The organism is Metapseudomonas cellulosilytica, from assembly GCF_049334135.1.
GTDB lineage: Bacteria > Pseudomonadota > Gammaproteobacteria > Pseudomonadales > Pseudomonadaceae > Metapseudomonas.
Window position 1 is genome coordinate 137,426 of sequence record NZ_JBHZGN010000011.1, and the last position, 21,335, is coordinate 158,760.

Annotated in this window: 22 protein-coding genes, 1 pseudogene and 1 riboswitch; of the genes and pseudogenes, 8 read left to right on the plus strand and 15 right to left on the minus strand. The window is 67.8% G+C overall.

Annotated features, from left to right (window positions below):
* Window positions 1-110: 110 nt before the first annotated feature.
* Together ACFW0H_RS15875 and ACFW0H_RS15880 are read right to left on the minus strand one after the other, a co-directional pair.
* Window positions 111-239: pseudogene (locus tag ACFW0H_RS15875) on the minus strand (oxidoreductase); the annotation flags it as partial.
* Window positions 240-259: 20 nt separating this feature from the next.
* On the minus strand, window positions 260-1,159 hold the full coding sequence (locus tag ACFW0H_RS15880; protein ID WP_422914851.1) for a phosphatase PAP2 family protein: 900 nt from the start codon (window positions 1,157-1,159) through the stop codon (window positions 260-262).
* A 195-nt stretch (window positions 1,160-1,354) separates the two neighbouring features.
* Here ACFW0H_RS15880 and ACFW0H_RS15885 point away from each other — a divergent pair, with 195 nt between their 5' ends.
* Window positions 1,355-4,624, plus strand: a complete 3,270-nt coding sequence (locus ACFW0H_RS15885) for an acetyl-CoA carboxylase family protein (RefSeq protein WP_422914852.1) — start codon at window positions 1,355-1,357, stop codon at window positions 4,622-4,624.
* Between the two features lie 104 nt (window positions 4,625-4,728).
* A complete protein-coding gene (dxs, locus tag ACFW0H_RS15890; protein WP_422914853.1) occupies window positions 4,729-6,624 on the plus strand; it encodes a 1-deoxy-D-xylulose-5-phosphate synthase in 1,896 nt (631 codons plus the stop codon).
* A 265-nt stretch (window positions 6,625-6,889) separates the two neighbouring features.
* Here the strand turns inward: dxs and ACFW0H_RS15895 are convergent, their stop codons facing one another.
* The 12 genes from ACFW0H_RS15895 to nrdR form a co-directional block, all read right to left on the minus strand.
* On the minus strand, window positions 6,890-7,687 hold the full coding sequence (locus tag ACFW0H_RS15895) for a cobalamin-binding protein (RefSeq protein WP_422914854.1): 798 nt from the start codon (window positions 7,685-7,687) through the stop codon (window positions 6,890-6,892).
* A complete protein-coding gene (locus ACFW0H_RS15900) occupies window positions 7,687-8,106 on the minus strand; it encodes an MFS transporter (RefSeq protein ID WP_422914855.1) in 420 nt (139 codons plus the stop codon). Before ACFW0H_RS15900 ends, ACFW0H_RS15895 begins: the two co-directional genes overlap by 1 nt.
* A complete protein-coding gene (ribA, locus tag ACFW0H_RS15905; RefSeq protein WP_422914856.1) occupies window positions 8,103-8,717 on the minus strand; it encodes a GTP cyclohydrolase II in 615 nt (204 codons plus the stop codon). The genes ACFW0H_RS15900 and ribA overlap by 4 nt, the downstream gene beginning before the upstream one ends.
* 108 nt (window positions 8,718-8,825) lie before the next feature.
* The gene (locus tag ACFW0H_RS15910; RefSeq protein WP_422914857.1) at window positions 8,826-9,479 is read right to left on the minus strand and encodes a retropepsin-like aspartic protease family protein; all 654 of its coding nucleotides are present in this window, start codon (window positions 9,477-9,479) and stop codon (window positions 8,826-8,828) included.
* 64 nt (window positions 9,480-9,543) lie between these two features.
* Window positions 9,544-10,044 carry a phosphatidylglycerophosphatase A family protein gene (locus ACFW0H_RS15915; protein WP_422914858.1) on the minus strand — a complete coding sequence of 167 codons (501 nt, stop codon included), beginning with the start codon at window positions 10,042-10,044 and terminating at the stop codon, window positions 9,544-9,546.
* A complete protein-coding gene (gene thiL, locus ACFW0H_RS15920; RefSeq protein WP_422914859.1) occupies window positions 10,037-11,005 on the minus strand; it encodes a thiamine-phosphate kinase in 969 nt (322 codons plus the stop codon). The genes ACFW0H_RS15915 and thiL overlap by 8 nt, the downstream gene beginning before the upstream one ends.
* Before the next feature lie 23 nt (window positions 11,006-11,028).
* Window positions 11,029-11,502, minus strand: coding sequence for a transcription antitermination factor NusB (gene nusB / locus ACFW0H_RS15925; RefSeq protein ID WP_422914860.1), 474 nt, complete (start codon window positions 11,500-11,502; stop codon window positions 11,029-11,031).
* Window positions 11,499-11,975, minus strand: a complete 477-nt coding sequence (ribH, locus tag ACFW0H_RS15930; RefSeq protein WP_422914861.1) for a 6,7-dimethyl-8-ribityllumazine synthase — start codon at window positions 11,973-11,975, stop codon at window positions 11,499-11,501. The genes nusB and ribH overlap by 4 nt, the downstream gene beginning before the upstream one ends.
* Before the next feature lie 61 nt (window positions 11,976-12,036).
* Window positions 12,037-13,131, minus strand: a complete 1,095-nt coding sequence (gene ribBA / locus ACFW0H_RS15935) for a bifunctional 3,4-dihydroxy-2-butanone-4-phosphate synthase/GTP cyclohydrolase II (RefSeq protein WP_422914862.1) — start codon at window positions 13,129-13,131, stop codon at window positions 12,037-12,039.
* Between the two features lie 17 nt (window positions 13,132-13,148).
* On the minus strand, window positions 13,149-13,811 hold the full coding sequence (locus ACFW0H_RS15940; RefSeq protein ID WP_422914863.1) for a riboflavin synthase: 663 nt from the start codon (window positions 13,809-13,811) through the stop codon (window positions 13,149-13,151).
* 219 nt (window positions 13,812-14,030) lie between these two features.
* Window positions 14,031-14,180, minus strand: a riboswitch (FMN riboswitch).
* A 90-nt stretch (window positions 14,181-14,270) separates the two neighbouring features.
* Entirely contained in the window at window positions 14,271-15,374 is a 1,104-nt protein-coding gene (gene ribD / locus ACFW0H_RS15945) for a bifunctional diaminohydroxyphosphoribosylaminopyrimidine deaminase/5-amino-6-(5-phosphoribosylamino)uracil reductase RibD (RefSeq protein ID WP_422914864.1), read from the minus strand.
* Complete coding sequence (gene nrdR / locus ACFW0H_RS15950; protein ID WP_280291946.1) at window positions 15,374-15,838, minus strand: transcriptional regulator NrdR; 465 nt, start codon at window positions 15,836-15,838, stop codon at window positions 15,374-15,376. Before nrdR ends, ribD begins: the two co-directional genes overlap by 1 nt.
* A gap of 112 nt (window positions 15,839-15,950) precedes the next feature.
* Here nrdR and ACFW0H_RS15955 point away from each other — a divergent pair, with 112 nt between their 5' ends.
* The 3 genes from ACFW0H_RS15955 to trxA all read left to right on the plus strand — a co-directional run bounded on the left by ACFW0H_RS15955 (window position 15,951) and on the right by trxA (window position 18,196).
* Window positions 15,951-16,376, plus strand: a complete 426-nt coding sequence (locus ACFW0H_RS15955) for a YbaY family lipoprotein (protein ID WP_422914865.1) — start codon at window positions 15,951-15,953, stop codon at window positions 16,374-16,376.
* Window positions 16,373-17,026: a class I SAM-dependent methyltransferase gene (locus ACFW0H_RS15960; RefSeq protein WP_422914866.1), complete on the plus strand. Its 654-nt coding sequence runs from the start codon at window positions 16,373-16,375 to the stop codon at window positions 17,024-17,026. Before ACFW0H_RS15955 ends, ACFW0H_RS15960 begins: the two co-directional genes overlap by 4 nt.
* 300 nt (window positions 17,027-17,326) lie before the next feature.
* The gene (gene trxA / locus ACFW0H_RS15965) at window positions 17,327-18,196 is read left to right on the plus strand and encodes a thioredoxin (RefSeq protein WP_422914867.1); all 870 of its coding nucleotides are present in this window, start codon (window positions 17,327-17,329) and stop codon (window positions 18,194-18,196) included.
* Between the two features lie 98 nt (window positions 18,197-18,294).
* Here the strand turns inward: trxA and ACFW0H_RS15970 are convergent, their stop codons facing one another.
* Window positions 18,295-18,642 carry a hypothetical protein gene (locus ACFW0H_RS15970; RefSeq protein WP_422914868.1) on the minus strand — a complete coding sequence of 116 codons (348 nt, stop codon included), beginning with the start codon at window positions 18,640-18,642 and terminating at the stop codon, window positions 18,295-18,297.
* A 104-nt stretch (window positions 18,643-18,746) separates the two neighbouring features.
* On the opposite strand from ACFW0H_RS15970, the gene ACFW0H_RS15975 reads away from it, so the two are divergent.
* Genes ACFW0H_RS15975 through ACFW0H_RS15985 form a run of 3 tightly spaced genes read left to right on the plus strand, consistent with a single transcriptional unit; the run spans window position 18,747 to window position 21,330 of the window.
* Complete coding sequence (locus tag ACFW0H_RS15975; RefSeq protein WP_422914869.1) at window positions 18,747-19,319, plus strand: DUF2796 domain-containing protein; 573 nt, start codon at window positions 18,747-18,749, stop codon at window positions 19,317-19,319.
* Window positions 19,320-19,358: 39 nt separating this feature from the next.
* Window positions 19,359-20,066, plus strand: coding sequence for an ABC transporter ATP-binding protein (locus tag ACFW0H_RS15980; protein ID WP_422914870.1), 708 nt, complete (start codon window positions 19,359-19,361; stop codon window positions 20,064-20,066).
* Between the two features lies 1 nt (window position 20,067).
* The gene (locus tag ACFW0H_RS15985; protein ID WP_422914871.1) at window positions 20,068-21,330 is read left to right on the plus strand and encodes an ABC transporter permease; all 1,263 of its coding nucleotides are present in this window, start codon (window positions 20,068-20,070) and stop codon (window positions 21,328-21,330) included.
* Window positions 21,331-21,335 lie beyond the last annotated feature (5 nt).

The window sequence follows — 21,335 nt, forward strand, 5'->3', positions numbered from 1 at the left end:
CGTAGTGTTTCTGAGGCCCTTGCCGGGTCAAGTCAGGCGCAGATATTCCGTGCGAATTAGACAAGCCTGGCCGACCTTTTCTGTCGGCCACGGTAGCGGCGCCCCGCCCCTCATTTCCCCTGCAGCGCGCGAATTTCCTCATACAGCACACGCGGAATCGTCACCCCCGCCACCTCACTGCGCGCTCGCGCCTCGTAGCGGCGCTGGGACGGCAGGCGCGCGCCCTGACCGACGATACCGAATTCGGCACAGCCGCCCCTCAGGTGGCCGTTTCGGCCAGCGGCGCGGTGGCAGGCTTGCGCACGGCTGACAGCAGCCCCAGCCGCATCAGCAGCCAGGGCATCGCCACCGCCACGAAAAGCCCCATCACCAGACCGCGCAGGCCCTGCCAAAGCTGCGGGTCCAGGGGCAGCGCGGCGCCAGCCAGCTTGAGCAGCTTCTGCAGCAGGATAAAGGCCGCCGCACCGATGGCTGCTGCCAGCAAGCGGCGCCAGGTGGCGACCTCCGTGGAAAAGGCCAGCTGGCGATAGCCATAGAGCACACCGAACATCAGCCCCGCCAGCAACGGCACGTAACTCGGCGCCACACCCGGCCAGCTCAACCAGGCGGCGCTGAACGCCAGCAGGATCAGCGCCAGGTGCCAGAGGCCGTGCGCCTCGCGCCACCAGTGCCAGTGACGCACCTGGGCGAACAGCAGCAGCGTGGCGATACCCAGCAGTGACCCACCCAATACGTCTTCCACGTCGTGGGCGCCAAGGTAAAGGCGGCTGAAGATGATCCCCGTCACCACCACGCCGCTGACCAGCCAGGCCCAGGCGCGACGCAGCTCCCACGCCAGCCAGAACCAGATGACCACGGCGATCTGTGCATGGCCGCTGGGCAGGCCGAAGCTGTCGCCCACTTCATGGTCCATGCGCAGGGCGATGTCCGGCCGTGGGTCCTGCCAGTAGTCCTTGAGCCAGGCGTTGAGCAGCGCGGTGAGGGCCACCAGCACCAGCAGGCGCAGGAAGACGCCACGGTCCCAGGCCCAGTAGCCGAGCGGCAGGAAGAACAGGATGAACTTCTCGTAGCCCAGCAGGGTGAAGAAGCGCATCAGCGGAGTCAGCCCGTCGCTGCGCAGGGGCAGCACCCAGTCCAGGCTGTGCAGCAGTTCGTTCATGGAGGTCCTTGTGCGTGTCGGCAATGCCGCCACAGATACTGCAGTGCACCGGGGGCGACAAGGGCCGATTCGGACAAAGCATGTCACCGGATCATCAACCGCCATGAGAGCCGGGTATTCGTCGCGGCACAGTTGGCTGCGGCGGTTGGCCGGCACTGCCTAAGATCTCTGGACCCCACGCCAAGGACCCTCGTCGTGAACAGAGCCATCAAGACCCTGCTGATCGCCAACCGTGGTGAGATCGCCATTCGTATCGCCCGTGCCGCCGCCGAACTGGGCATCGTGAGCGTCGCGGTCTATGCCGAGGACGATGGCCAGTCCCTGCACCTGCGCAAGGCCGATCTTGCGGTGCCATTGAAAGGCCGTGGCGCGGCGGCCTACCTGGATGCCGCGCAATTGGTGGAAGTCGCCCGCCAGCATGGCTGCGACGCGGTCCACCCCGGCTATGGCTTCCTCAGCGAGAACGCCGATTTCGCGCGGCAATGCGAGGCGGCCGGCCTCCATTTCGTCGGTCCTTGCGCCGAGGCCCTGGAGCTGTTCGGCGACAAGGCCCGCGCCCGCGAGCTGGCGGCTCGCTGCGGGTTGCCCCTGGCCGCCGGCAGCAACCGCGCCACCAGCCTGGAGGAGGCGCGCACCTTGCTGGAGAGCGGCCCGATCATGCTCAAGGCCCTGGCCGGCGGCGGCGGACGCGGCATGCGCGCGGTGCGCGAGGCGGCTGAACTGGAGCCGGCCTTCGAACGCTGCCAGTCCGAGGCCCGCACGGCGTTCGGCAATGGCGAGCTCTATGTCGAGCGATTGATCGACAACGCCCGGCATATCGAGGTCCAGGTGCTGGGCGACGGGGAGCGGGTCACCCACCTCTGGGAGCGGGACTGCAGCCTGCAGCGCCGCCACCAGAAGGTGATCGAGATCGCCCCGGCGCCCGAGCTGGACGCCGACCTGCGCCGGCGCATCCTCGACGCCGCGCTGACCCTGGCGGCCGCAGTCCGCTACCGCGGCATCGGCACCTTCGAGTTCCTGGTGGATGCCGTGCGCGGCGACTTCGTGTTCATGGAAGCCAACCCACGCATCCAGGTGGAGCACTGCATCACCGAAGCCGTGACCGGCATCGACCTGGTACAGGCGCAGCTGCGCCTGGCCGAAGGCGCCCGCCTGGCCGAACTGGGCCTGCTGGAGCCCGTCGCCCCGCGCGGTTTCGCCGTGCAGCTGCGGATCAACCTGGAAAGCATGCAGGCCGACGGCGACGCCCGTCCTTCCGGCGGCCTGATCAGCGCCTACGACCCCCCCAGCGGACCGGGCATCCGCGTCGACAGCTATGGCTATGCCGGTTATGCCACCAGCCCCAGCTACGACTCGCTGCTGGCCAAGCTGATCGTCCAGGGTGACGACCTGCCCGCCGCCCTGCGCCGCGCCTACCGCGCCCTCTGCGAATTCCGCCTGGAAGGGGTGGCGAGCAATATCCATTTCCTGCAGAACCTGCTGCGCCGGCCGGAACTCGCCTCTGGCGTGGACACCCGCTTCATCGAACGAGAGATCGGCGAACTGCTGGCGGCGCAGCAGGCGGCCCATCCGCATCTGTTCGTCAGCGGCGCGAACACCGTCGCCAATGCCCGAACCGGTCAGGTGGACGCACCGGCCGGCTGCGTGCCGCTGAACGCCCCCAGCCAGGGCGTGCTGGTGAGCCTCGATGTGCAGGTGGGCGATGCCGTCGCCGCCGGCCAGCCGGTGGCGGTACTGGAGGCGATGAAGATGGAGTTCGTGGTCAAGGCCAGCCAGGGCGGCATCGTCCGCGCCCTGGCGGTGGCCCCCGGCGGCAGCCTGTTCGAAGGCGCGCCGCTGCTGTTCCTGGAGCCCGCCGAGGTGGTTGGCGGAGCCGAGCAGAGCGAGGAAAGCCTCGATCTCGCGCATATCCGCCTTGATCTCGCCGAAGTGCTGGAGCGCCATGCCATCACCACGGATGAGCGGCGCCCGCAGGCGGTCGCCAAGCGGCGCAGGAGCGGCCAGCGCACCACCCGCGAGAATCTCGACGACCTGCTGGATGAGGGCAGCTTCATCGAATACGGCGCCCTGGCCCTGGCCGCCCAGCGCCGTCGCCGCTCCCTGGAGGAGCTGATCGAACAGAGCCCGGCCGACGGCCTGGTGGCCGGCATCGGCACGGTGAACGCCGCAGGATTCGGCAGCGAAGCCGCCCGCTGCATGACCATCGCCTATGACTACACCGTGTTCGCCGGAACCCAGGGGATGATGAACCACAAGAAGACCGACCGCATGCTGGGCCTCGCCGAACAGTGGCGCCTGCCCCTGGTGCTGTTCGCCGAGGGCGGTGGCGGCCGGCCGGGGGATTCGGATTTCGTCGGCGTGGCCGGGCTGGACTGCCACACCTTCGTCGGCATGGCCCGGCTGTCCGGCCTGGTTCCGCTGGTGGGGGTGGTGTCCGGCCGCTGCTTCGCCGGCAATGCGGCTTTGCTCGGCTGCTGCGATGTGATCATCGCCACCGGCAACGCCAGCATCGGCATGGCCGGCCCGGCGATGATCGAAGGTGGCGGCCTGGGCCGCTTCGCCCCGGAGGAAGTGGGCCCCACCAGCGTCCAGGCGCCCAATGGGGTGATCGATGTGCTGGTGGAGGACGAAGCCGAGGCGGTGCGAGTGGCGCGCCAGTACCTGTCCTACTTCCAGGGCGACCTGGCGGATTGGCAGTGCGCCGACCAGCGCCTGCTGCGCCACGCCATTCCGGAGAACCGCCTGCGGGTCTACGACATCCGCGCGCTGATCGAAAACCTCGCCGACCTGGGCTCGGTGCTGGAGTTGCGGCGGCAGTTCGCGCCGGGCCTGATCACCGCCTTCATCCGTATCGAGGGCAAGGCCTTCGGCCTGATCGCCAACAATCCCATGCACCTGGGCGGCGCCATCGACGCCCAGGCCGGCGACAAGGCCGCGCGCTTCATGCAGCTGTGCGATGCCTTCGACATTCCCATGGTTTCCCTCTGCGATACCCCCGGCTTCATGGTTGGGCCGGAGTCGGAGAAGCAGGCCACGGTGCGCCACGTTTCGCGGATGTTCGTCGCCGCCGCCGGGCTCTCGGTGCCCTTCTTCACGGTGGTGCTGCGCAAGGGTTACGGCCTGGGCGCCCAGGCCATGGCGGCGGGCAGCTTCCATTCGCCGCTGTTCACCGTCGCCTGGCCCAGCGGCGAATTCGGCGCCATGGGGCTGGAGGGCGCGGTGCGCCTGGGTTACGCCAAGGAGCTGGCAGCCGTGGAAGACCCCACGGAGCGCGAGAAGCTATTCCAGAAGATGGTCGCCAAGGCCTACCAGAACGGCAAGGCGATCAATATGGCCAGTTTCCTGGAGATCGACGCGGTTATCGACCCGATGGACACGCGGTCATGGTTGCTGCGGGGGCTGAACGCCGCGCCGAGGCCGGTAAGGCGGGAAGGGAAGAGACGAGGCTTCGTGGATACCTGGTAGGCCCTCAGCCCGGTATGTAGGAAGCATCCGACACCACATCTTGGGCAGTGAAAGGCGCATCAGGTAAACTGCCCCATCTTTTTTTGCCCATAACGACTAGCCTGATGCCCACGACGTTCCACGAGATTCCCCGCGAACGCCCCGTCACGCCCCTGCTCGACCGCGCGACAACGCCGGCTGAGCTGCGCCGGCTCGGCGACGCGGAGCTGGAAACCCTGGCCGACGAACTGCGCCAGTACCTGCTCTACACCGTCGGCAAGACCGGCGGGCACTTCGGCGCCGGCCTCGGCGTGGTGGAACTGACCATCGCCCTGCACTACGTCTACGACACGCCGGACGACCGGCTGGTCTGGGACGTCGGCCACCAGGCCTACCCGCACAAGATCCTCACCGGACGCCGCGAGCAGATGGGCAGCCTGCGCCAGAAGGACGGCATCGCCGCCTTCCCGCGCCGCGTGGAGAGCGAGTACGACACCTTCGGCGTCGGCCACTCCAGCACCTCCATCAGTGCGGCCCTGGGGATGGCCATCGCCGCCCGCATGCAGGGCTCCGGCCGCAAGTCCATCGCCGTGATCGGTGACGGCGCGCTGACCGCCGGCATGGCCTTCGAAGCGCTCAACCACGCCTCGGACGTCCAGGCCGACATGCTGGTGATCCTCAACGACAACGACATGTCGATCTCGCACAATGTCGGTGGCCTGTCCAACTACCTGGCGAAGATCCTCTCCAGCCGCACCTACGCGAGCATGCGCGAAGGCAGCAAGAAAGTGCTGTCGCGCCTGCCCGGGGCCTGGGAGATCGCCCGCCGCACCGAGGAGTATGCCAAGGGCATGCTGGTACCCGGCACCCTGTTCGAGGAACTGGGCTGGAACTACATCGGCCCCATCGACGGCCACGACCTGCCCACGCTGGTCGCCACCCTGCGCAACATGCGCGACCTCAAGGGCCCGCAGTTCCTCCACGTGGTGACCAAGAAAGGCAAGGGCTTCGCCCCGGCCGAGGCGGACCCCATCGGCTACCACGCCATCACCAAGCTGGAGCCGATCAACGCCCCGGCCACCCCGAAGAAGCCATCCGGCCCCAGGTACTCCAACGTCTTCGGCAAATGGCTGTGCGACATGGCCGGGCAGGACCCGCGCCTGGTGGGTATCACCCCGGCGATGAAGGAAGGTTCCGATCTGGTGGCCTTCGCCGAGCGTTTCCCGGATCGCTACTTCGATGTGGCCATCGCCGAGCAGCACGCCGTGACCCTGGCGGCCGGCATGGCCTGCGACGGCGCCAAGCCGGTGGTGGCCATCTACTCCACCTTCCTCCAGCGCGGCTATGACCAGTTGATCCATGACGTGGCGGTGCAGAACCTCGATGTGCTGTTCGCCATCGACCGCGCCGGCCTGGTGGGCGAGGACGGCCCGACCCACGCCGGCAGCTTCGACCTGTCCTACCTGCGCTGCATCCCCGGCATGCTGGTGATGACCCCCAGCGACGAGAACGAGCTGCGCCTGCTGCTGACCACCGGCTACCAGTTCGAAGGACCGGCGGCAGTGCGCTACCCCCGCGGCAGCGGCCCCAACGCGCCCATCGACCCGAGCCTGGCGCCGGTGGAAATCGGCAAGGGCGTGGTACGCCGCAAGGGCAGCAAAGTGGCGATGCTGGTGTTCGGCGTGCAGCTGGCCGAGGCCCTGCCAGTGGCCGAAGGCCTGGATGCCACGGTGGTCGACATGCGCTTCGTCAAACCCCTGGACGAAGCACTGGTGCGCGAACTGGCCGACAGCCACGAACTGCTGGTGACCATCGAGGAAAACAGCGTGATGGGCGGCGCCGGTGCGGCCGTCAGCGAGTTCCTCGCCCGCGAGAACCTGGTCAAGCCGGTGCTGCACCTGGGCCTGCCGGACTACTACGTCGAGCACGCCAAACCGGCGGAAATGCTCGCCGAGTGCGGTCTGGACGCCAAGGGCATCGAAGCGGCGGTGCGCGCACGGTTGGCATTGCTGGAAAAATGACCCCGTAGGTTGGCGCCGAGCCTGCGAGGCCCAACGTCATCGCAGCGCCCGGCGGCGCGCCGTTGGGCTTCGTGCCTCAGCCCAACCTACGAAGCTGATCTTCGCTCCCACAGCATGGGTTTCGCTCCGCTCGCGGAACGCCGCCCGACCCATCCTACAAAGGCAGGCCCATACCAGAAGCCAAACCGTAGGATGGGTAGAGGTACGAAACCCATCGATGGGTATCGCCTCGCTCAACGCCAACTCAAGAAAGCGGAGGTCATTGCTACCTTGCGGTTTCCAGCAGCCGGCAGAGTTTTTCGGTCGCGCCGAGCATCTGGAAGCTCGGTCGCTCAAGCCCCCGGTCCGGCACCGGCCAGACCTGGCCCTTGCTCACCGCCTCGAGCTGCGGCCAGGCCTTCCAGGCGTTCGCCTGGGCCGGTTCGCTCACCAGGATCACCGCAGGATTGCGCTGCAGCACGGCCTCGATGCCCACCTGGGGCGCGGGCAGGGCAAGGTCGGCAAAGACATTTTCAGCACCGCATACGCGCAAGGCATCGCTGACGATCTGCTTTCCACCCAGGGTATAAAGCGGCGCGTCCCACACCTGGTAGAAGACCTTCAGCGGCACCGCCCGCCGGTGGCGCTGGCGCAGCTCCGCTAGCCCGGCCTCGAAGCGCGCGGCCAATTGCCGGCCCTGTTCGGCGCGGCCCACACGCTCGCCGATCTCGATGAAGGACTGCGCCAATTGCGCCAGGTCCCGCGGCTCCACCACCAATTGGGGCACCGAGAGTTTCTTCAGCTGCTCGCGCCCGGCGGCGCCGACGCTGTCGGGCCAGAGCAGCACCAGATCAGGCTTGAGGCTGAGCAGGCTTTCCGCCTGCAACTGGCCGTAGCGGCCCACCGACGGCAGCCCAGCCAGGGCTGCCGGCCGCTCGCCGCCGTCGAGCACCCCCACCAGCAGGTCGCCGGCGCCGAGGTCGAGCATGGTTTCACTGAGGGACGGTGCCAGACTGACCACCCGCAGCTGCGCCACAGCGGGCAGCGCCAGGCACAGCAGCAGAAAGGCGAGCAGCCGGCGCATCAGCCGAGCTGGCGGGGAATTCGGTAGAGGTAGAGCAGCACCAGGCTGCTCAGGGCGAGGAGGATCAAGGCCACCGTGTTCAGCCCGAACGGCACCGCCAGGGCGGCGATCCAGGCTGGCAGGCCGGCGGCGAGAAAGGCCCTGGCGCGGCGCCGCGCCAGCTCCTGCCAGGCACCGGGCTCCTCGGCCCGGCCCAGGGCAGCCTCGGTGGCCACCAGGGCGCGCTTGTAGGCGGAGAACAGCGGCAAGGTGAGGAACAGGGAAGTCAGGCCGACGATGAACAGCGGCATCTGCAATACCGGTAGCACCGGCTCGCCGCCACCGAACAGGTAGCCGAGCACGAGGAGCGGCGCCAGGGTGTAACCCACCTGGCGCCACCAGGCGATGGCCAGCCGGCGGCGGACTTCCTTGCGGGTCACGACTCGGCTTCCGCCTGGTGCAGGTTGCCGAGCATGTGGCCGAGCTTGCCGGCCTTGGTCGCCAGGTACTTGCGGTTGTGCTTGTTCAGGCCGGTCTGCAGCGGCACGCGCTCGGCCACATTGAGGCCGTAGCTTTCCAGCGCATTGACCTTGCGCGGATTGTTGGTCATCAGCTTCACGGCGCGGATGCCCAAGTGCTCCAGCATCGGCTGGCACATGGCGTAGTCGCGCTGGTCGGCACCGAAGCCCAGGCGCTCGTTGGCCTCGACGGTATCGGCGCCGGCGTCCTGCAGCTCGTAGGCGCGGATCTTGTTCAAGAGGCCGATGCCGCGTCCTTCCTGGCGCAGGTACAGCAGCACGCCGCGACCGTCTTCGGCGATGGCGCGCAGGGCCGCTTCCAGCTGGAAGCCGCAGTCGCAACGCAGGCTGAACAGGGCATCGCCGGTGAGGCATTCGGAGTGCAGGCGGCCCAGGACGGGTTCGCCGCTGGCGACATCACCCAGGGTCAGGGCAACGTGCTCCTTGCCGCTGGCCTCATCGAGGAAGCCGTGCATGGTGAACACCCCGAATGGCGTGGGCAGCTGGGAGGCGGCGACGAAAACGACAGACACCGTAGAGCTCCTGGATATTGGCAAGGCCGGCATTGTAGCAGTAGCGCTAACCGGCAGGTCAGATTGAATAGTTGGGGATAAGTATCGAAAGCCTCGAAGGGAGCCCGCTCAGAACTTGGACTCCAGCAAGAGAACGCCCTGCTCCTCGCGCCAGCGCACCCGGTTGAGGAAGCTCATGCCCAGCAGCACCTCCACCGGCGCCTCGCCCTCGATCACCGCTCCCTCCACGCCGAGCACCTCAATGCCACCGACCTTGACCCGGTCGAAGGTCACCCGCCAGGCATTGACCGTCCCGGCAGCGGTGCTGGCCTTCATCGGCAAGCCCTTGACCCGGTAATCGATGCCCAGCCGGCGCGCCTGATGCTCGTTCATCGCGACGCTGGTGGCACCCGTGTCCACCAGGAACTGCACCGGGTGGCCCTCGATGGAACCGGCTACCTGGAAGTGCCCGTTGTTGCCACGGGCGATGCTCAACCGCTCCTTCTGCGGCGCGCCCGGGCTGGCCGCCTGATTGTATTCGCGCGAGAGCTCGTAGCGGCGCTCCACGCCATCCACGCGCAGCGTGGCGCCCCGGCTGTCGGCGCTGATCACCTGGACACCGCCAGGGCCGGTCTGGCCCACCTTCACCAGCTTGCGTTGGCCGTCGACATAGAGCACCGCGGCACCGGGGAAGAGGCCGACCACCTGCACCTGGGTCGCGCTCGCGAATGCCGGGCAGAGAGCCAGCAGGAAGGCGACGGTACGCAGTTCAGGGCGCAGCATGGGATTCTCCAGGTCCTTGTCGAAAGCTTGGGGCCGCTTCGGCGCGGCCGCCGCCGGCGATAGCCTAGGCCAGCCCCCAGACGATGAGCTGCATCGCCAGCCAGGCGAAGACCCCGGCCAGCACGTCATCCAGCATGATGCCCACGCCGCCGTGGACATGACGGTCGATCCAGCGGATCGGCCAGGGCTTCGCGATGTCCATCACCCGGAAGACGAGGAAGCCCAGCAGCAGCCACTGCCAGCCCTCAGGCACCAGCCAGAGGGTGATCCACATGCCGACCATCTCGTCCCAGACGATGCCTTCGTGATCGTGGACCCGCAGGTCGTCGGCGACCTTGCCGCACAGCCAGAAGCCGAACAGCATGGTCAGGCCCAGCATCAGCCAGTAGCCCCAGTCCGGCAGCATCTGCCAGAGCGGAATGAAGGGCAGCGCCACCAGGGAACCCCAGGTGCCCGGCGCCTTGGGCAGCGTGCCCGAGCCGAAGCCGAAGGCAATGAAATGCCAGGGGTTGCTCCACACCGAATGGGGGATTGGCTGCGGCGTGGCCGATTCGTGATCAGTCACCTTGACTCCCGAAATGTTGATAACCCTGTGTCGGCATCTGCTGTTCGACGCCGGCCGCGTCCTGCAGGTGCACGCCCTGCCCCGCCTCGACCCGGCCGATCACCACCACCTCGGGCCAGGCGGCCTGGACGGCGGCCAGCTCGCTGGCGGGCAGGGTAAAGGCCAGGCGGTAGTCGTCGCCACCGGCCAGCGCACAATTGAGCGCGAATTCCCTGGGATAGAGACCCGAAAGGGCCGGCGACAGTGGCAAGCGCGCCGCTTCCACCAGCAACGCCGCACCGGAGGCCGCGGCGATATGACCGCAGTCGGCCAGCAGACCGTCGGAAATATCCAGCGCCGCCGTGGCGCGGCCGCGCAGGGCCTGGCCCAGCGCCAGTTGCGGCTCTGGCGCCCAATAGCGCTGCAGCAGGTATTGCGCCTCCGGGCTGCTGTCCTGCCGTTCGCCGAGCACCAGCGGCAGCGCCCCGGCGCCATCGCCCAGGCTGCCGCCGACGCAGAGCAGGTCGCCAGGGCGCGCCCCGGCGCGGGTCAGGGCCTGGCCCGCGGGCAGGCGGCCGAAGACGGTGAGGGTCAGGCTCAGCGGACCACGGGTGGTATCGCCGCCCACCAGGCCTATTCCACAGCCCCGCGCCATGTTGCAGAGACCACGGGCGAAGCCTTCCAGCCAGTCGGCACGGGCATCGGGCAGGGTCAGGGCGAGCGTGAAGGCGACGGGCGCGGCGCCCATGGCGGCCAGGTCGCTGGCGGAGACCGCCAGGGCACGCTGGCCGAGAAGAAAGGCGTCGGCATCCTGCGGGAAATGCACACCGGCCACCAGGGTATCGGTGGAGATCGCCAACTGCTCGCCGGGCGGCAGTTGCAGCAGGGCACAGTCATCGCCGATGCCAAGGGCAATGCCTTCGCCTCCGGCCGCGCAGGCGGCCGAGGCGAAGAAACGGCGGATCAGCTCGAACTCACCCATTCACTGAGGGACGCGGGCTGCGCTCAGCGCTTGCCGCCGCGCACTTCGGCGGCACGCAGGCGCGGCGCCAGCTTGTCCAGTACGCCGTTGACGAACTTGTGCCCGTCGGTGGCGCCGAACACCTTGGCCAGCTCGATGCCTTCGTTGATCACCACGCGATACGGCACGTCCACCCGCTGCATCAGCTCGTAGGTGGACAGGCGCAGGATCGCCAGCTCGACCGGGTCCACTTCCTCGAGGGCGCGATCCAGGCAGGGCAGGAAGGCCTCGTCGATCTCGGTCTTCAGGCGCGGCACGCCGTGGAGGATCTCGTGGAAGTAGGCGCCGTCGACGCTGCTGAAATCGTTGTCGACGCGGAACTGCGCCTCGATTTCGTTGAGCGGCTGACCGGCGATGTGCCAGGAGTAGAGCGCCTGCATCGCCAGGCTGCGGGCCTGGCGACGGGCTGCGATCTTGCCTTTCGGCGCCTTGGGCGCCGAACCTTCTGTGTTGCTCACTTGGCCTCCAGGGCAGCCAGCAGGCTGACCATCTCCAGGGCGGACAGGGCAGCTTCGGCGCCTTTGTTGCCGGCCTTGGTGCCGGAGCGCTCGATGGCCTGCTCGATGGAGTCGACGGTCAGCACGCCGAAGGCGACCGGTACGCCGAATTCCATGGAGACCTGGGCCAGGCCCTTGGTGCACTCGCCGGCAACGTATTCGAAGTGCGGGGTGCCGCCACGAATGACCGCGCCGAGGGCGATGATGGCGGAGTACTCGCCTTGCTGGGCGACCTTCTGGGCCACCAGCGGGATTTCAAAGGCGCCCGGAGCGCGGATGATGGTGATGTCGCTTTCGCTGACACCGTGGCGGACCAGGGCGTCTACGGCGCCGCTCACCAGGCTTTCCACGACGAAGCTGTTGAAACGGCCGACCACCAGGGCATAGCTGCCTTTGGGGGCGATGAAGGTACCTTCGATGGTCTTCAGGGACATGGGCGAGTTCTCGTCAATTAAAGAGCGAGGGCCCCGGCCTTGACGGTCGGAGCCCTGCGGGTCATTCAGCGGGCAGGTATTCTACAACTTCCAGGTCGAAACCGGATATCGCGTTGAACTTCATCGGCGAGCTCATCAGGCGCATCTTGCGCACCCCGAGGTCGCGGAGAATCTGCGATCCGGCACCGACGGTGCTGTAGGTGGTCGGGTTGGTCACCTTGGTGTCATGGCCGAGCTGGCGCTCCAGGTGGGCCAGCAGCTGCGGGCCGGTGAGCGGGTTGCCCAGCAGCAGCACCACGCCGCTGCCGGCGGCGGCCACTTCCTTCATGGCGGCGCGCAGGCTCCAGCGACCGGCCTGGTTGACCATGAACAGGTCGCGCAGCGGGTCCATGTTGTGCACCCGCACCAGGGTCGCTTCTTCCGGGCAGATCTTGCCCAGGGTCAGGGCCATGTGCACGTCACCTTCCACGGCGTCGCGGTAGGTCACCAGGTTGAAATGACCCAGTTCGCTGTCCAGCGGCTGCTCGGCGATGCGCTCAACGGTGCGCTCGTGGATCAGGCGGTAGTGGATGAGGTCGGCGATGGTGCCGATCTTGATCCCGTGCTCGGCGGCGAAGGCCTCCAGCTCCGGGCGACGGGACATGGTGCCGTCGTCGTTCATGATTTCGCAGATCACGCCGGAAGGCTCGAAGCCGGCCATGCGCGCCAGGTCGCAGGCCGCCTCGGTGTGGCCGGCACGGGCCAGCACGCCGCCCGGCTGGGCCATCAGCGGGAAGATGTGGCCGGGGCTGACGATGTCCTCGGCCTTGGCGCCCTTGGCGGCGGCCACCTGCACGGTACGCGCGCGGTCGGCGGCGGAGATGCCGGTGGTCACGCCTTCGGCCGCCTCGATGGAGACGGTGAACTTGGTGCCGAAGCCGGAACCGTTGCGCGGCGCCATCAGCGGCAGCTTGAGCAGCTCGCAGCGCTCGCGGGTCATGGGCATGCAGATCAGGCCACGGGCGAACCTGGCCATGAAGTTGATGTGCTCGGCCTGCACGCACTCGGAGGCCATGATCAGGTCGCCTTCGTTCTCGCGGTCCTCGTCATCCATGAGGATGACCATCTTGCCCTGGCGGATGTCTTCGATCAGTTCGTCGATGCTGTTGAGAGCCATGGGCCCTCCTTATGAATTCAGTGTTTGAGGTAGCCGTGTTCGGCGAGGAAGCTTTCGGTCAGGCCGGAGGACTGGGGCTCGGCGGCCTTGTCACCGAGCAGCAGGCGCTCCAGGTAACGGGCCAGCAGGTCGACCTCCAGGTTGACCCGGCGTCCGGGGCGGTAGTCGACCATGATGGTCTCGGCCAGGGTGTGCGGGACGATGGTCAGCTCGAATTCGGCGCCATTCACCGCGTTCACCGTCAGGCTGGTGCCATCGACCGTGATCGAGCCCTTGAGGGCGATGTACTTCGCCAGGTCGCGGGGCGCGCGGATGCGAAATTGCACGGCGCGGGCGTTGTCCTCGCGCATTACCACCTCGCCGATGCCGTCGACATGGCCGCTGACCAGGTGGCCGCCCAGGCGGCTGGTGGGGGTCAGGGCCTTTTCCAGGTTGACCGGGCTGCCGGGCTTCAGGTCATCGAAGGCGGTGCGGGCCAGGGTTTCGCGGCTGACGTCGGCCCAGAAGCCGTTGCCCGGCAGTTCCACGGCGGTGAGGCAGACACCGTTGACCGCAATGCTGTCGCCCAGCTTGACGTCGGCGAGGTCCAGCTTGCCGGTTTCCACCAGCACGCGGACGTCGCCGCCCTTGGGCGTGATCGCGCGGATGGTGCCGATGGCTTCGATTATGCCGGTGAACATGGGACCTCCAGAGCTTGCAGCGAACCGGCCGGAACCGGCGAAAGACGCATTATAGGCGCCCTCCCTTCACCCGCGCGCGGACGAGCCGCCGGCGCCGGAAGGAAGTGGACTGTTGCATGTGACATCGATGGAACTCCTGTTTCGTGAAAAACAGGGCGTATCGGATCGAAAGGGATCTGGCGGGCGCAGGCGCGGACGCACCCCGGCCCAGGCAGGCAATCCCGTTCTCTCTTCATCCGGACTGTTACCGTCGGCCCCGGGATCGCACCGGGTCTGCTGACCCCGCCATCGCTGGCGGGCGCTCGCGGGCTATGCGTGTTCTACGCAATCACCGCCGGTGGGGACTTGCACCCCGCCCTGAGAACGTTTCAGCCAGTCAATGAAACTGGCTGGCAGGCGTTTTATCACAGTCATGGCGAACTTGCATCGGCTGTTCGCGTCAGGTCGGCGCGCGAGGTTTCAGGCAGTCGGACGGGGAATGGCGGTAACCAGCCAGTCGTCGCCCACGGCGCGCATGTCGACGATCTTCAATTCCGGGGCCTCGGCCATCCGCGCCAGCGGCCAGTCCAGCAGCGGGCGGGCGCTGGAGCCGAGGAACTTGGCGGCGATGAAGATGCGGTATTCGTCCACCAGCCCGGCGCGGGCAAAGGCCCCGGCCAGACGCGGTCCGGCCTCCACCAGCACTTCGTTGGCACCCCGGGCGGCCAGCTCCTGCAACAGCAGGCGCAGGTCGACATGGCCATCGGCGCCGGGCAGCGCCAGCGATTCGTGGCCCGGGTACGGAGCGCTTGCCGTGGCGGTCGCCACCAGCGCCGGGCCGGCCTGGAAGAAAGGCGCGGACGGCGGCACCCGCAGACGGCCGTCCACCAACACGCGCAGCGGCGGGCGGCTGACCGCCAGGGCGGTGAGTTCAGGGTCCAGGCCCAGCTCGTCCGCGCGTACGGTGAGGCGGGCGGCATCGGTGAGCACGGTGTCGGCGCCGGTCAGCACCACGCTGGCGCGCGCGCGCAGGCGCTGCACCGCCGAGCGGGCTGCCGGGCCAGTGATCCACTGGCTCTCGCCGCTGGCCATGGCGGTGCGACCGTCCAGGCTCATGGCCAGCTTGACCCGCACGAACGGCAGGCCCTGCTCCATGCGCTTGATGAAGCCTTCATTGAGCGCCCGCGCCTCGGCCTCCAGCACACCGCTCTGCACGGCGATACCGGCATCCGCCAGGCGCTTCAGGCCCCGGCCGGCAACCTGGGGGTTGGGGTCCTGCATGGCCGCCACCACGCGCCCCACGCCTGCGGCCACCAGCGCATCGGCGCAGGGCGGCGTGCGGCCGTGGTGGCTGCAGGGCTCGAGGGTGACGTAGGCGGTGGCGCCACGGGCCAGCTCGCCGGCCTGGCGCAACGCATGGACCTCGGCATGGGGCTCGCCGGCGCGGACGTGCCAGCCTTCGCCGACGACCTGGCCATCGCGGACGATGACGCAGCCGACGCGCGGATTGGGATGGGTGGAGTAGATGCCTTTGCGCGCCAGCTCCAGGGCGCGGGCCATATGGGCCTGATCGTTGCCGGCCATCAGTCTTTCGACGGCTCGCGGGCCAGGCGTTCGATTTCCTCGCGGAATTCGTTGAGGTCCTGGAAGCGGCGGTAGACCGAAGCGAAGCGGATGTAGGCGACTTCGTCGAGCTTCTGCAGCTCGGCCATCACCAGCTCGCCCAGCACCCGCGATTTCACTTCGCGCTCGCCTGTGGCGCGCAGCTTGTGCTTGATATGGGCGATGGCCGCTTCCAGCCGCTCGATGCTCACCGGGCGCTTCTCCAGCGCACGTTGCATGCCGGCGCGCAGCTTGTCCTCGTCGAAGGGCTGGCGGCTGCCATCCTGCTTGATCAGCCGGGGCATCACCAGTTCAGCGGTCTCGAAGGTGGTGAAACGCTCTTCGCAGGCCAGGCACTCGCGACGGCGGCGCACCTGGTCGCCCTCGGCGACCAGCCGCGAATCAATGACCTTGGTGTCGTGGGCGCCGCAAAAGGGACAGTGCATGGCGTTCGAGGGGCATCCATGGAAAAGGTGGACCATGGTAGCGCATCCCCGGGGCAAGACAAGCCGACGGCTTTGCGCTATAAGGCCCGCGCATAGAGATCAGGAAGCCCAGATGCGCCCACTTCTCCCCCTGCTCCTGGCCGCCCTGCTCGCGGCATGCGCCAGCGAAGAGCCCGCCCCGGAACTGTCCGCTCCGGCGCCACAGCCCAAGGTGGAGGCCACGCCCGCCCATCTGCGCGAAATCAGTGGCGTGCTGCAGGCACCCCCCGCCGGCAGCGAAGTGGAGCTGGCCCTGCTCGCCATCGACTCCCGCGATCGCCCTCAGCGCCTTCTCGCCAGCCTGGTGCTGAACGGCAACGGTGGTCCCCTGCCCTTTCGCCTGCTGTTCAACCCGGAAGCCTTTCCCCGTGGGGAACGGGTCGAGTTGCGCGGCCGCGCCAGTCTCTCCGGGCGCTTGATCCTCAAGCTGCAACCGCGCCTCATCCTGCAGCCGGAAAGCCAATCCCTGGGCCCGCTGCAAATGGTGCCCGCGCCATGAAGGCCCCGGATAAATTGCAGCAGGCCCTGAGCCAGTTGCTGGGCGACGCCAGCCTCACGGTGGCAACCCTGCCCGGCACCGACCTCAAGCTCTGGCTGATCGACGCCGACAACATGGACCGCGCCTTCAGCCCGGAAGAAACCCGGCGCATCCTCGAAGAGCCGCCCTACTGGTGCTTCTGCTGGGCCAGCGGCCTGGCCCTGGCACGCTGGCTGGCCGAGAAACCCGAGTGGGTGGCCGGCAAGCGCGTGCTGGACTTCGGTGCCGGCTCGGGTGTTGCCGCCATCGCTGCGGCCAAGGCGGGCGCCGCCGAGGTGGTGGCCTGCGACCTTGACCCGCTGGCCCTGGAGGCCTGCCGCGCCAACGCGGAGTTGAACGGCGTGCAGCTGAGCTATTCGGCGGACTTCTTCCAGGAAGAGGACCGCTTCGACCTGATCATCGTCGCCGACGTACTCTACGACCGCGCCAACCTTCCGTTGCTGGACCACTTCCTGACCCGCGGCCGCCAGGCCCTGGTGGCGGATTCGCGGGTCCGCGACTTCCAGCATCCGCTCTACACCCGCCTGGCGGTGCTGGACGCCTGCACCTGGCCGGACCTGGCCGAGCCGGCGGAATTCCGCAATGTGAGCCTGTATCACGCGATTCGGTGAGAATCCCGCTGCGGGGCAACCTCCCTTGTAGGGGCGAATTCATTCGCCAAGGAGCGCGCAGCGCTCCCGAATGGTTTCCCGAGGCCGGACCTTCGGCCCGGTTGGCGAATGAATTCGCTCTGATCAGCTCGGAGTCGGGGCGCCCCTGCGGGGCGCTTGGCGAATAAATTCGCCCCTACAGCTAAAGCAGACCGAGTAGCGGGAAGGCCCGATGCTCGCGCAGATGTCGTGTTCCCCGGTAGGCGGCCGCCGCCGGCAGCCGTATGATTCGCCCATCCTTTTGCGCTTTCGAGAGCCCAGATGAGCGACAGTCCCTACATTTTCGATACCACCGGCGCCGATTTCGAACAGGCGGTGATTCAGAACTCCTTCCACAAGCCCGTGCTGGTGGACTTCTGGGCCGACTGGTGTGCCCCCTGCAAGGCGCTGATGCCGCTGCTGGCGCAAATCACCGAGTCCTATCAGGGCGAATTGCTGCTGGCCAAGGTCAACTGCGACATCGAGCAGGACATCGTCATGCGCTTCGGCATCCGTAGCCTGCCCACCGTGGTGCTGTTCAAGGACGGCCAGCCGGTGGACGGCTTTGCCGGTGCCCAGCCGGAATCGGCCATCCGCGCCATGCTCGAGCCCCATGTGCAGATGCCCGCCACGCCCCAGGGCAACCTGCTGGACGCCGCCCAGACCGCCTTCAGCGAAGGCCGCATCAGTGAGGCGGAGACCCTGCTCAAGCAACTGCTGACCGAAGACAACACCAACGCCGCCGGGCTGATCCTCTACGCCCGCTGCCTGGCCGAGCGCGGCGAGTTGGGCGAGGCGGAAGCCGTGCTCAATGCGGTGAAGAGCGACGAGCACAAGCAGGCGCTGGCCGGTGCCCGCGCCCAGCTGACCTTCCTCCGCCAGGCCGCCGACCTGCCGGAAGTGGCCGACCTGAAATCGCGCCTGGCGCAGGATGCCGGCGACGACGAAGCGGTCTACCAGCTGGCCATCCAGCAACTCTCCCGCCAGCAGTACGAGCCGGCGCTGGACGCCCTGCTCAAGCTGTTCGTGCGCAATCGCGGCTATGAAAACGGCCTGCCCCACAAGACGCTGCTGCAGGTGTTCGACCTGCTGGGCAACGACCACCCGCTGGTCGCCACCTACCGCCGCAAGCTGTACAACGCGATCTATTGATCGCTCCGGCCGTTGGGCCTCGCAGGCTCGGCACCAACCTACATGTAGGTTGGGCTGAGGCACGAAGCCCAACGCATACGGCCTTCAGGCATCGCTCCTCAGCCCTTCCAGATGTAAAGCGGTGCATCCTCCCGCACCTCGACATGCACCTGCTCGCTGTGGCGCAGGCGCACCAGCAGGCGCTTGCCCGCCGCCATGCTGCCGGCCAGGGCTTCCAGTTCGGCCAGTAGGCGCGGCCCGTCCATTTGCCCGGCCTCGCGCAGGAGCTGCTGGGCGGTCTCCCAAAGCCCGTCGCTGCGCGGCGCGGCCGGCGCCGATACCGCGGCCGGGGCCTTGGCCGACACTTCGGGCGTCAGTCGGCTGGCCAACCGGTCCCAGTCCTCGGCATCCATCTCCACCGTCAGGTCTACCGGCCAGTCGCCGATCCGTCCGCGTATGCGCAACATGTCCAACTCCTCCAGAAACGAATGGGCAATGCTCCCACGGCGCTGGCAGGCTGCCTACATTTGTTATAACGTAACGAAAGTTTTCACCCATGCCGGAGATCCCCATGCGCCGCCTGCTGCTCGCCCTACCGCTCGCCCTGCTGCCCCTGGCCGCCGCAGAGGCGGGGGAACACGCCCATGACCACGAGCACGAGGAACACGGCAGCCTCGGCGCCCATGAGCATGGGGTGGCGCGCCTGAACGCCGCGCTGGATGGCAAGACCCTGGAGCTGGAACTGGAAAGCCCGGCGATGAACCTGGTGGGCTTCGAACATGCAGCCACGAGCGACGCCGACAGGGCCATGGTCGCCGCCGCCCGCGCCCGGCTGGAACAGCCCCTGGCACTCTTCGCCCTTCCCGCCACGGCCGGCTGCACGCTGGCCTCCCAGGAGATAGAAAGCCCGCTGTTCGGCAGCGAACAGCATGACCAGCGCGCCAAGGACCATGACCCCGAGCACAGCGAGGTGCATGCCCATTACCAGTTGGAGTGCACCAGCCCCGAAGCACTGAAGGCCCTGGACCTCACCCAGCTGTTCAAGACCTTCCCCGCCACCGAAAGAATTCAGGTACAACTGATCGGCCCGCAGGGCCAGCAAGGCGCGGAACTCACCTCCACCAACGCCAGCCTGAGCTTCTAATTTCCCCAGAACCGCCCGGGGCAACCCGGTCGTAGTCCCATGAGCCAGACACTGATCGAACTCCAGGGGCTGGGCTTCGCCTGGCCCGGTCACCCGGAACTGCTGGACATTCCCGAATTCCGCCTGCAACGGGGCGAAAGCCTGTTCCTCAAGGGCCCCAGCGGCAGCGGCAAGACCACCCTGCTCGGCCTGCTCGGCGGCGTGCAGAAGCCCGGCCGGGGCAGCATCCGCCTGCTCGGCCGGGACCTGGCCAGCCTCTCGGCCAGCGCCCGCGACCACTTTCGCGTCGACCACACCGGCTACATCTTCCAGCAGTTCAACCTGCTGCCCTTCCTCTCGGTGCGCGAGAACGTCGAGCTGCCCTGCCGCTTCTCGCGCTTGCGTGCCGAACGTGCGCGCCAGCGCCACGGCAGCATCGATGCGGCCGCCGCCACATTGTTGCGCCACCTAGGCCTGAAGGAAGAGCTGCTGCAACGCCGGGCCGACGCCCTGTCCATCGGCCAGCAGCAGCGGGTGGCCGCCGCCCGCGCGCTGATCGGCCAGCCAGAACTGGTGATCGCCGACGAGCCCACCTCGGCCCTGGACTTCGATGCCCGCGAGGCCTTCCTCCAGCTGCTCTTCGCCGAATGCCGCGAGGCCGGCGCCAGCCTGCTGTTCGTCAGCCACGACCAGAGCCTGGCCCCGCTGTTCGACCGCAGCCTGTCCCTGGCCGAGCTGAATCGCGCCGCGCGCCTCGAGGAGGATTGAGATGTATCTGCTGCGCCTGGCCCTGGCCAGCCTCGCCAACCGCCGTTTCACCGCGTGGCTGACCGTCTTCGCCATTGCCCTTTCGGTATGCCTGCTGCTGGCGGTCGAACGCGTGCGCACCGAGGCCCGCGCCAGCTTCGCCAACACCATCAGCGGTACCGACCTGATCGTCGGCGCGCGCTCCGGCTCGGTGAACCTGCTGCTCTACTCGGTATTCCGCATCGGCAATGCCACCAACAACATCCGCTGGGACAGCTTCGAAACCATCAGCCAGGACAAGCGGGTGAAATGGGCCATCCCCATCTCCCTCGGCGACTCCCATCGCGGTTACCGGGTATTGGGCACCAGCGCCGCCTACTTCCAGCACTACCGCTATGGCCGCGGCCGGCCGCTGCAACTGGCCGAAGGCAAGCCCTTCACCGACATGTTCGAGTTGGTGCTGGGCGCCGAGGTGGCCGAGGCCCTGCACTACAAGCTGGGGGACAAGCTGGTGCTGGCCCACGGCGTCAGCACCGTCAGCCTGGTGCAACATGACGACAAGCCCTTCACCGTGGTCGGCATCCTCGCCCGCACCGGCACCCCGGTGGACCGCACCCTGCACATTTCCCTGGCCGGCATGGAAGCGCTGCACGTGGACTGGCAGAACGGCGTACCCGCGCGCGGGGCCGGCAAGGTAAACGCCGACCAGGCCCGGGCCATGGACTTGCAGCCCAGGGCCATCACCGCCTTCATGCTCGGCCTGAACAGCAAGATCGCCACCTTCGCGCTGCAACGGCAGATCAATGAATACCGTGGTGAACCGCTGCTGGCGATCCTCCCCGGCGTGGCCCTGCAGGAGCTGTGGAGCCTGATGGGCACGGCGGAGAGGGCGCTCTTCGTGGTCTCCCTGTTCGTGGTGCTCACCGGGCTGATCGGCATGCTCACCGCCATTCTCACCAGTCTCAACGAGCGCCGCCGGGAGATGGCCATCCTCCGCTCGGTGGGCGCGCGGCCCTGGCATATCGGCAGCCTGCTGGTGCTGGAAGCCTTCGCCCTGGCGCTGGCCGGCGCGGTGCTGGGTGTGGGCCTGCTGTATCTCGGCATCGGCCTCAGCCAAGGCTATGTGCAGGCAACCTACGGACTCTACCTGCCGCTGGCCGTGCCGAGCCCCTATGAGTGGGCGCTGCTCGGCGCTATTCTGGCCGCCGCCCTGCTGATGGGTGTGGTGCCAGCCTGGCGCGCCTACCGGCAATCGCTGGCCGACGGTCTGTCCATTCGCCTGTGAGACTC

Bases quoted from the DNA above. Each gene is read 5' to 3' on its own strand.
- ACFW0H_RS15880 (WP_422914851.1), bottom strand. From the start codon at position 1,159: ATGAACGAACTGCTGCACAGCCTGGACTGGGTGCTGCCCCTGCGCAGC.
- dxs (WP_422914853.1), top strand. From the start codon at position 4,729: ATGCCCACGACGTTCCACGAGATTCCCCGCGAACGCCCCGTCACGCCC.
- ACFW0H_RS15895 (WP_422914854.1), bottom strand. From the start codon at position 7,687: ATGCGCCGGCTGCTCGCCTTTCTGCTGCTGTGCCTGGCGCTGCCCGCT.
- ACFW0H_RS15910 (WP_422914857.1), bottom strand. From the start codon at position 9,479: ATGCTGCGCCCTGAACTGCGTACCGTCGCCTTCCTGCTGGCTCTCTGC.
- thiL (WP_422914859.1), bottom strand. From the start codon at position 11,005: ATGGGTGAGTTCGAGCTGATCCGCCGTTTCTTCGCCTCGGCCGCCTGC.
- ribH (WP_422914861.1), bottom strand. From the start codon at position 11,975: ATGTCCCTGAAGACCATCGAAGGTACCTTCATCGCCCCCAAAGGCAGC.
- ribBA (WP_422914862.1), bottom strand. From the start codon at position 13,131: ATGGCTCTCAACAGCATCGACGAACTGATCGAAGACATCCGCCAGGGC.
- ACFW0H_RS15940 (WP_422914863.1), bottom strand. From the start codon at position 13,811: ATGTTCACCGGCATAATCGAAGCCATCGGCACCATCCGCGCGATCACG.
- ribD (WP_422914864.1), bottom strand. From the start codon at position 15,374: ATGGCCGGCAACGATCAGGCCCATATGGCCCGCGCCCTGGAGCTGGCG.
- nrdR (WP_280291946.1), bottom strand. From the start codon at position 15,838: ATGCACTGTCCCTTTTGCGGCGCCCACGACACCAAGGTCATTGATTCG.
- ACFW0H_RS15955 (WP_422914865.1), top strand. From the start codon at position 15,951: ATGCGCCCACTTCTCCCCCTGCTCCTGGCCGCCCTGCTCGCGGCATGC.
- ACFW0H_RS15960 (WP_422914866.1), top strand. From the start codon at position 16,373: ATGAAGGCCCCGGATAAATTGCAGCAGGCCCTGAGCCAGTTGCTGGGC.
- trxA (WP_422914867.1), top strand. From the start codon at position 17,327: ATGAGCGACAGTCCCTACATTTTCGATACCACCGGCGCCGATTTCGAA.
- ACFW0H_RS15970 (WP_422914868.1), bottom strand. From the start codon at position 18,642: ATGTTGCGCATACGCGGACGGATCGGCGACTGGCCGGTAGACCTGACG.
- ACFW0H_RS15975 (WP_422914869.1), top strand. From the start codon at position 18,747: ATGCGCCGCCTGCTGCTCGCCCTACCGCTCGCCCTGCTGCCCCTGGCC.
- ACFW0H_RS15980 (WP_422914870.1), top strand. From the start codon at position 19,359: ATGAGCCAGACACTGATCGAACTCCAGGGGCTGGGCTTCGCCTGGCCC.
- ACFW0H_RS15985 (WP_422914871.1), top strand. From the start codon at position 20,068: ATGTATCTGCTGCGCCTGGCCCTGGCCAGCCTCGCCAACCGCCGTTTC.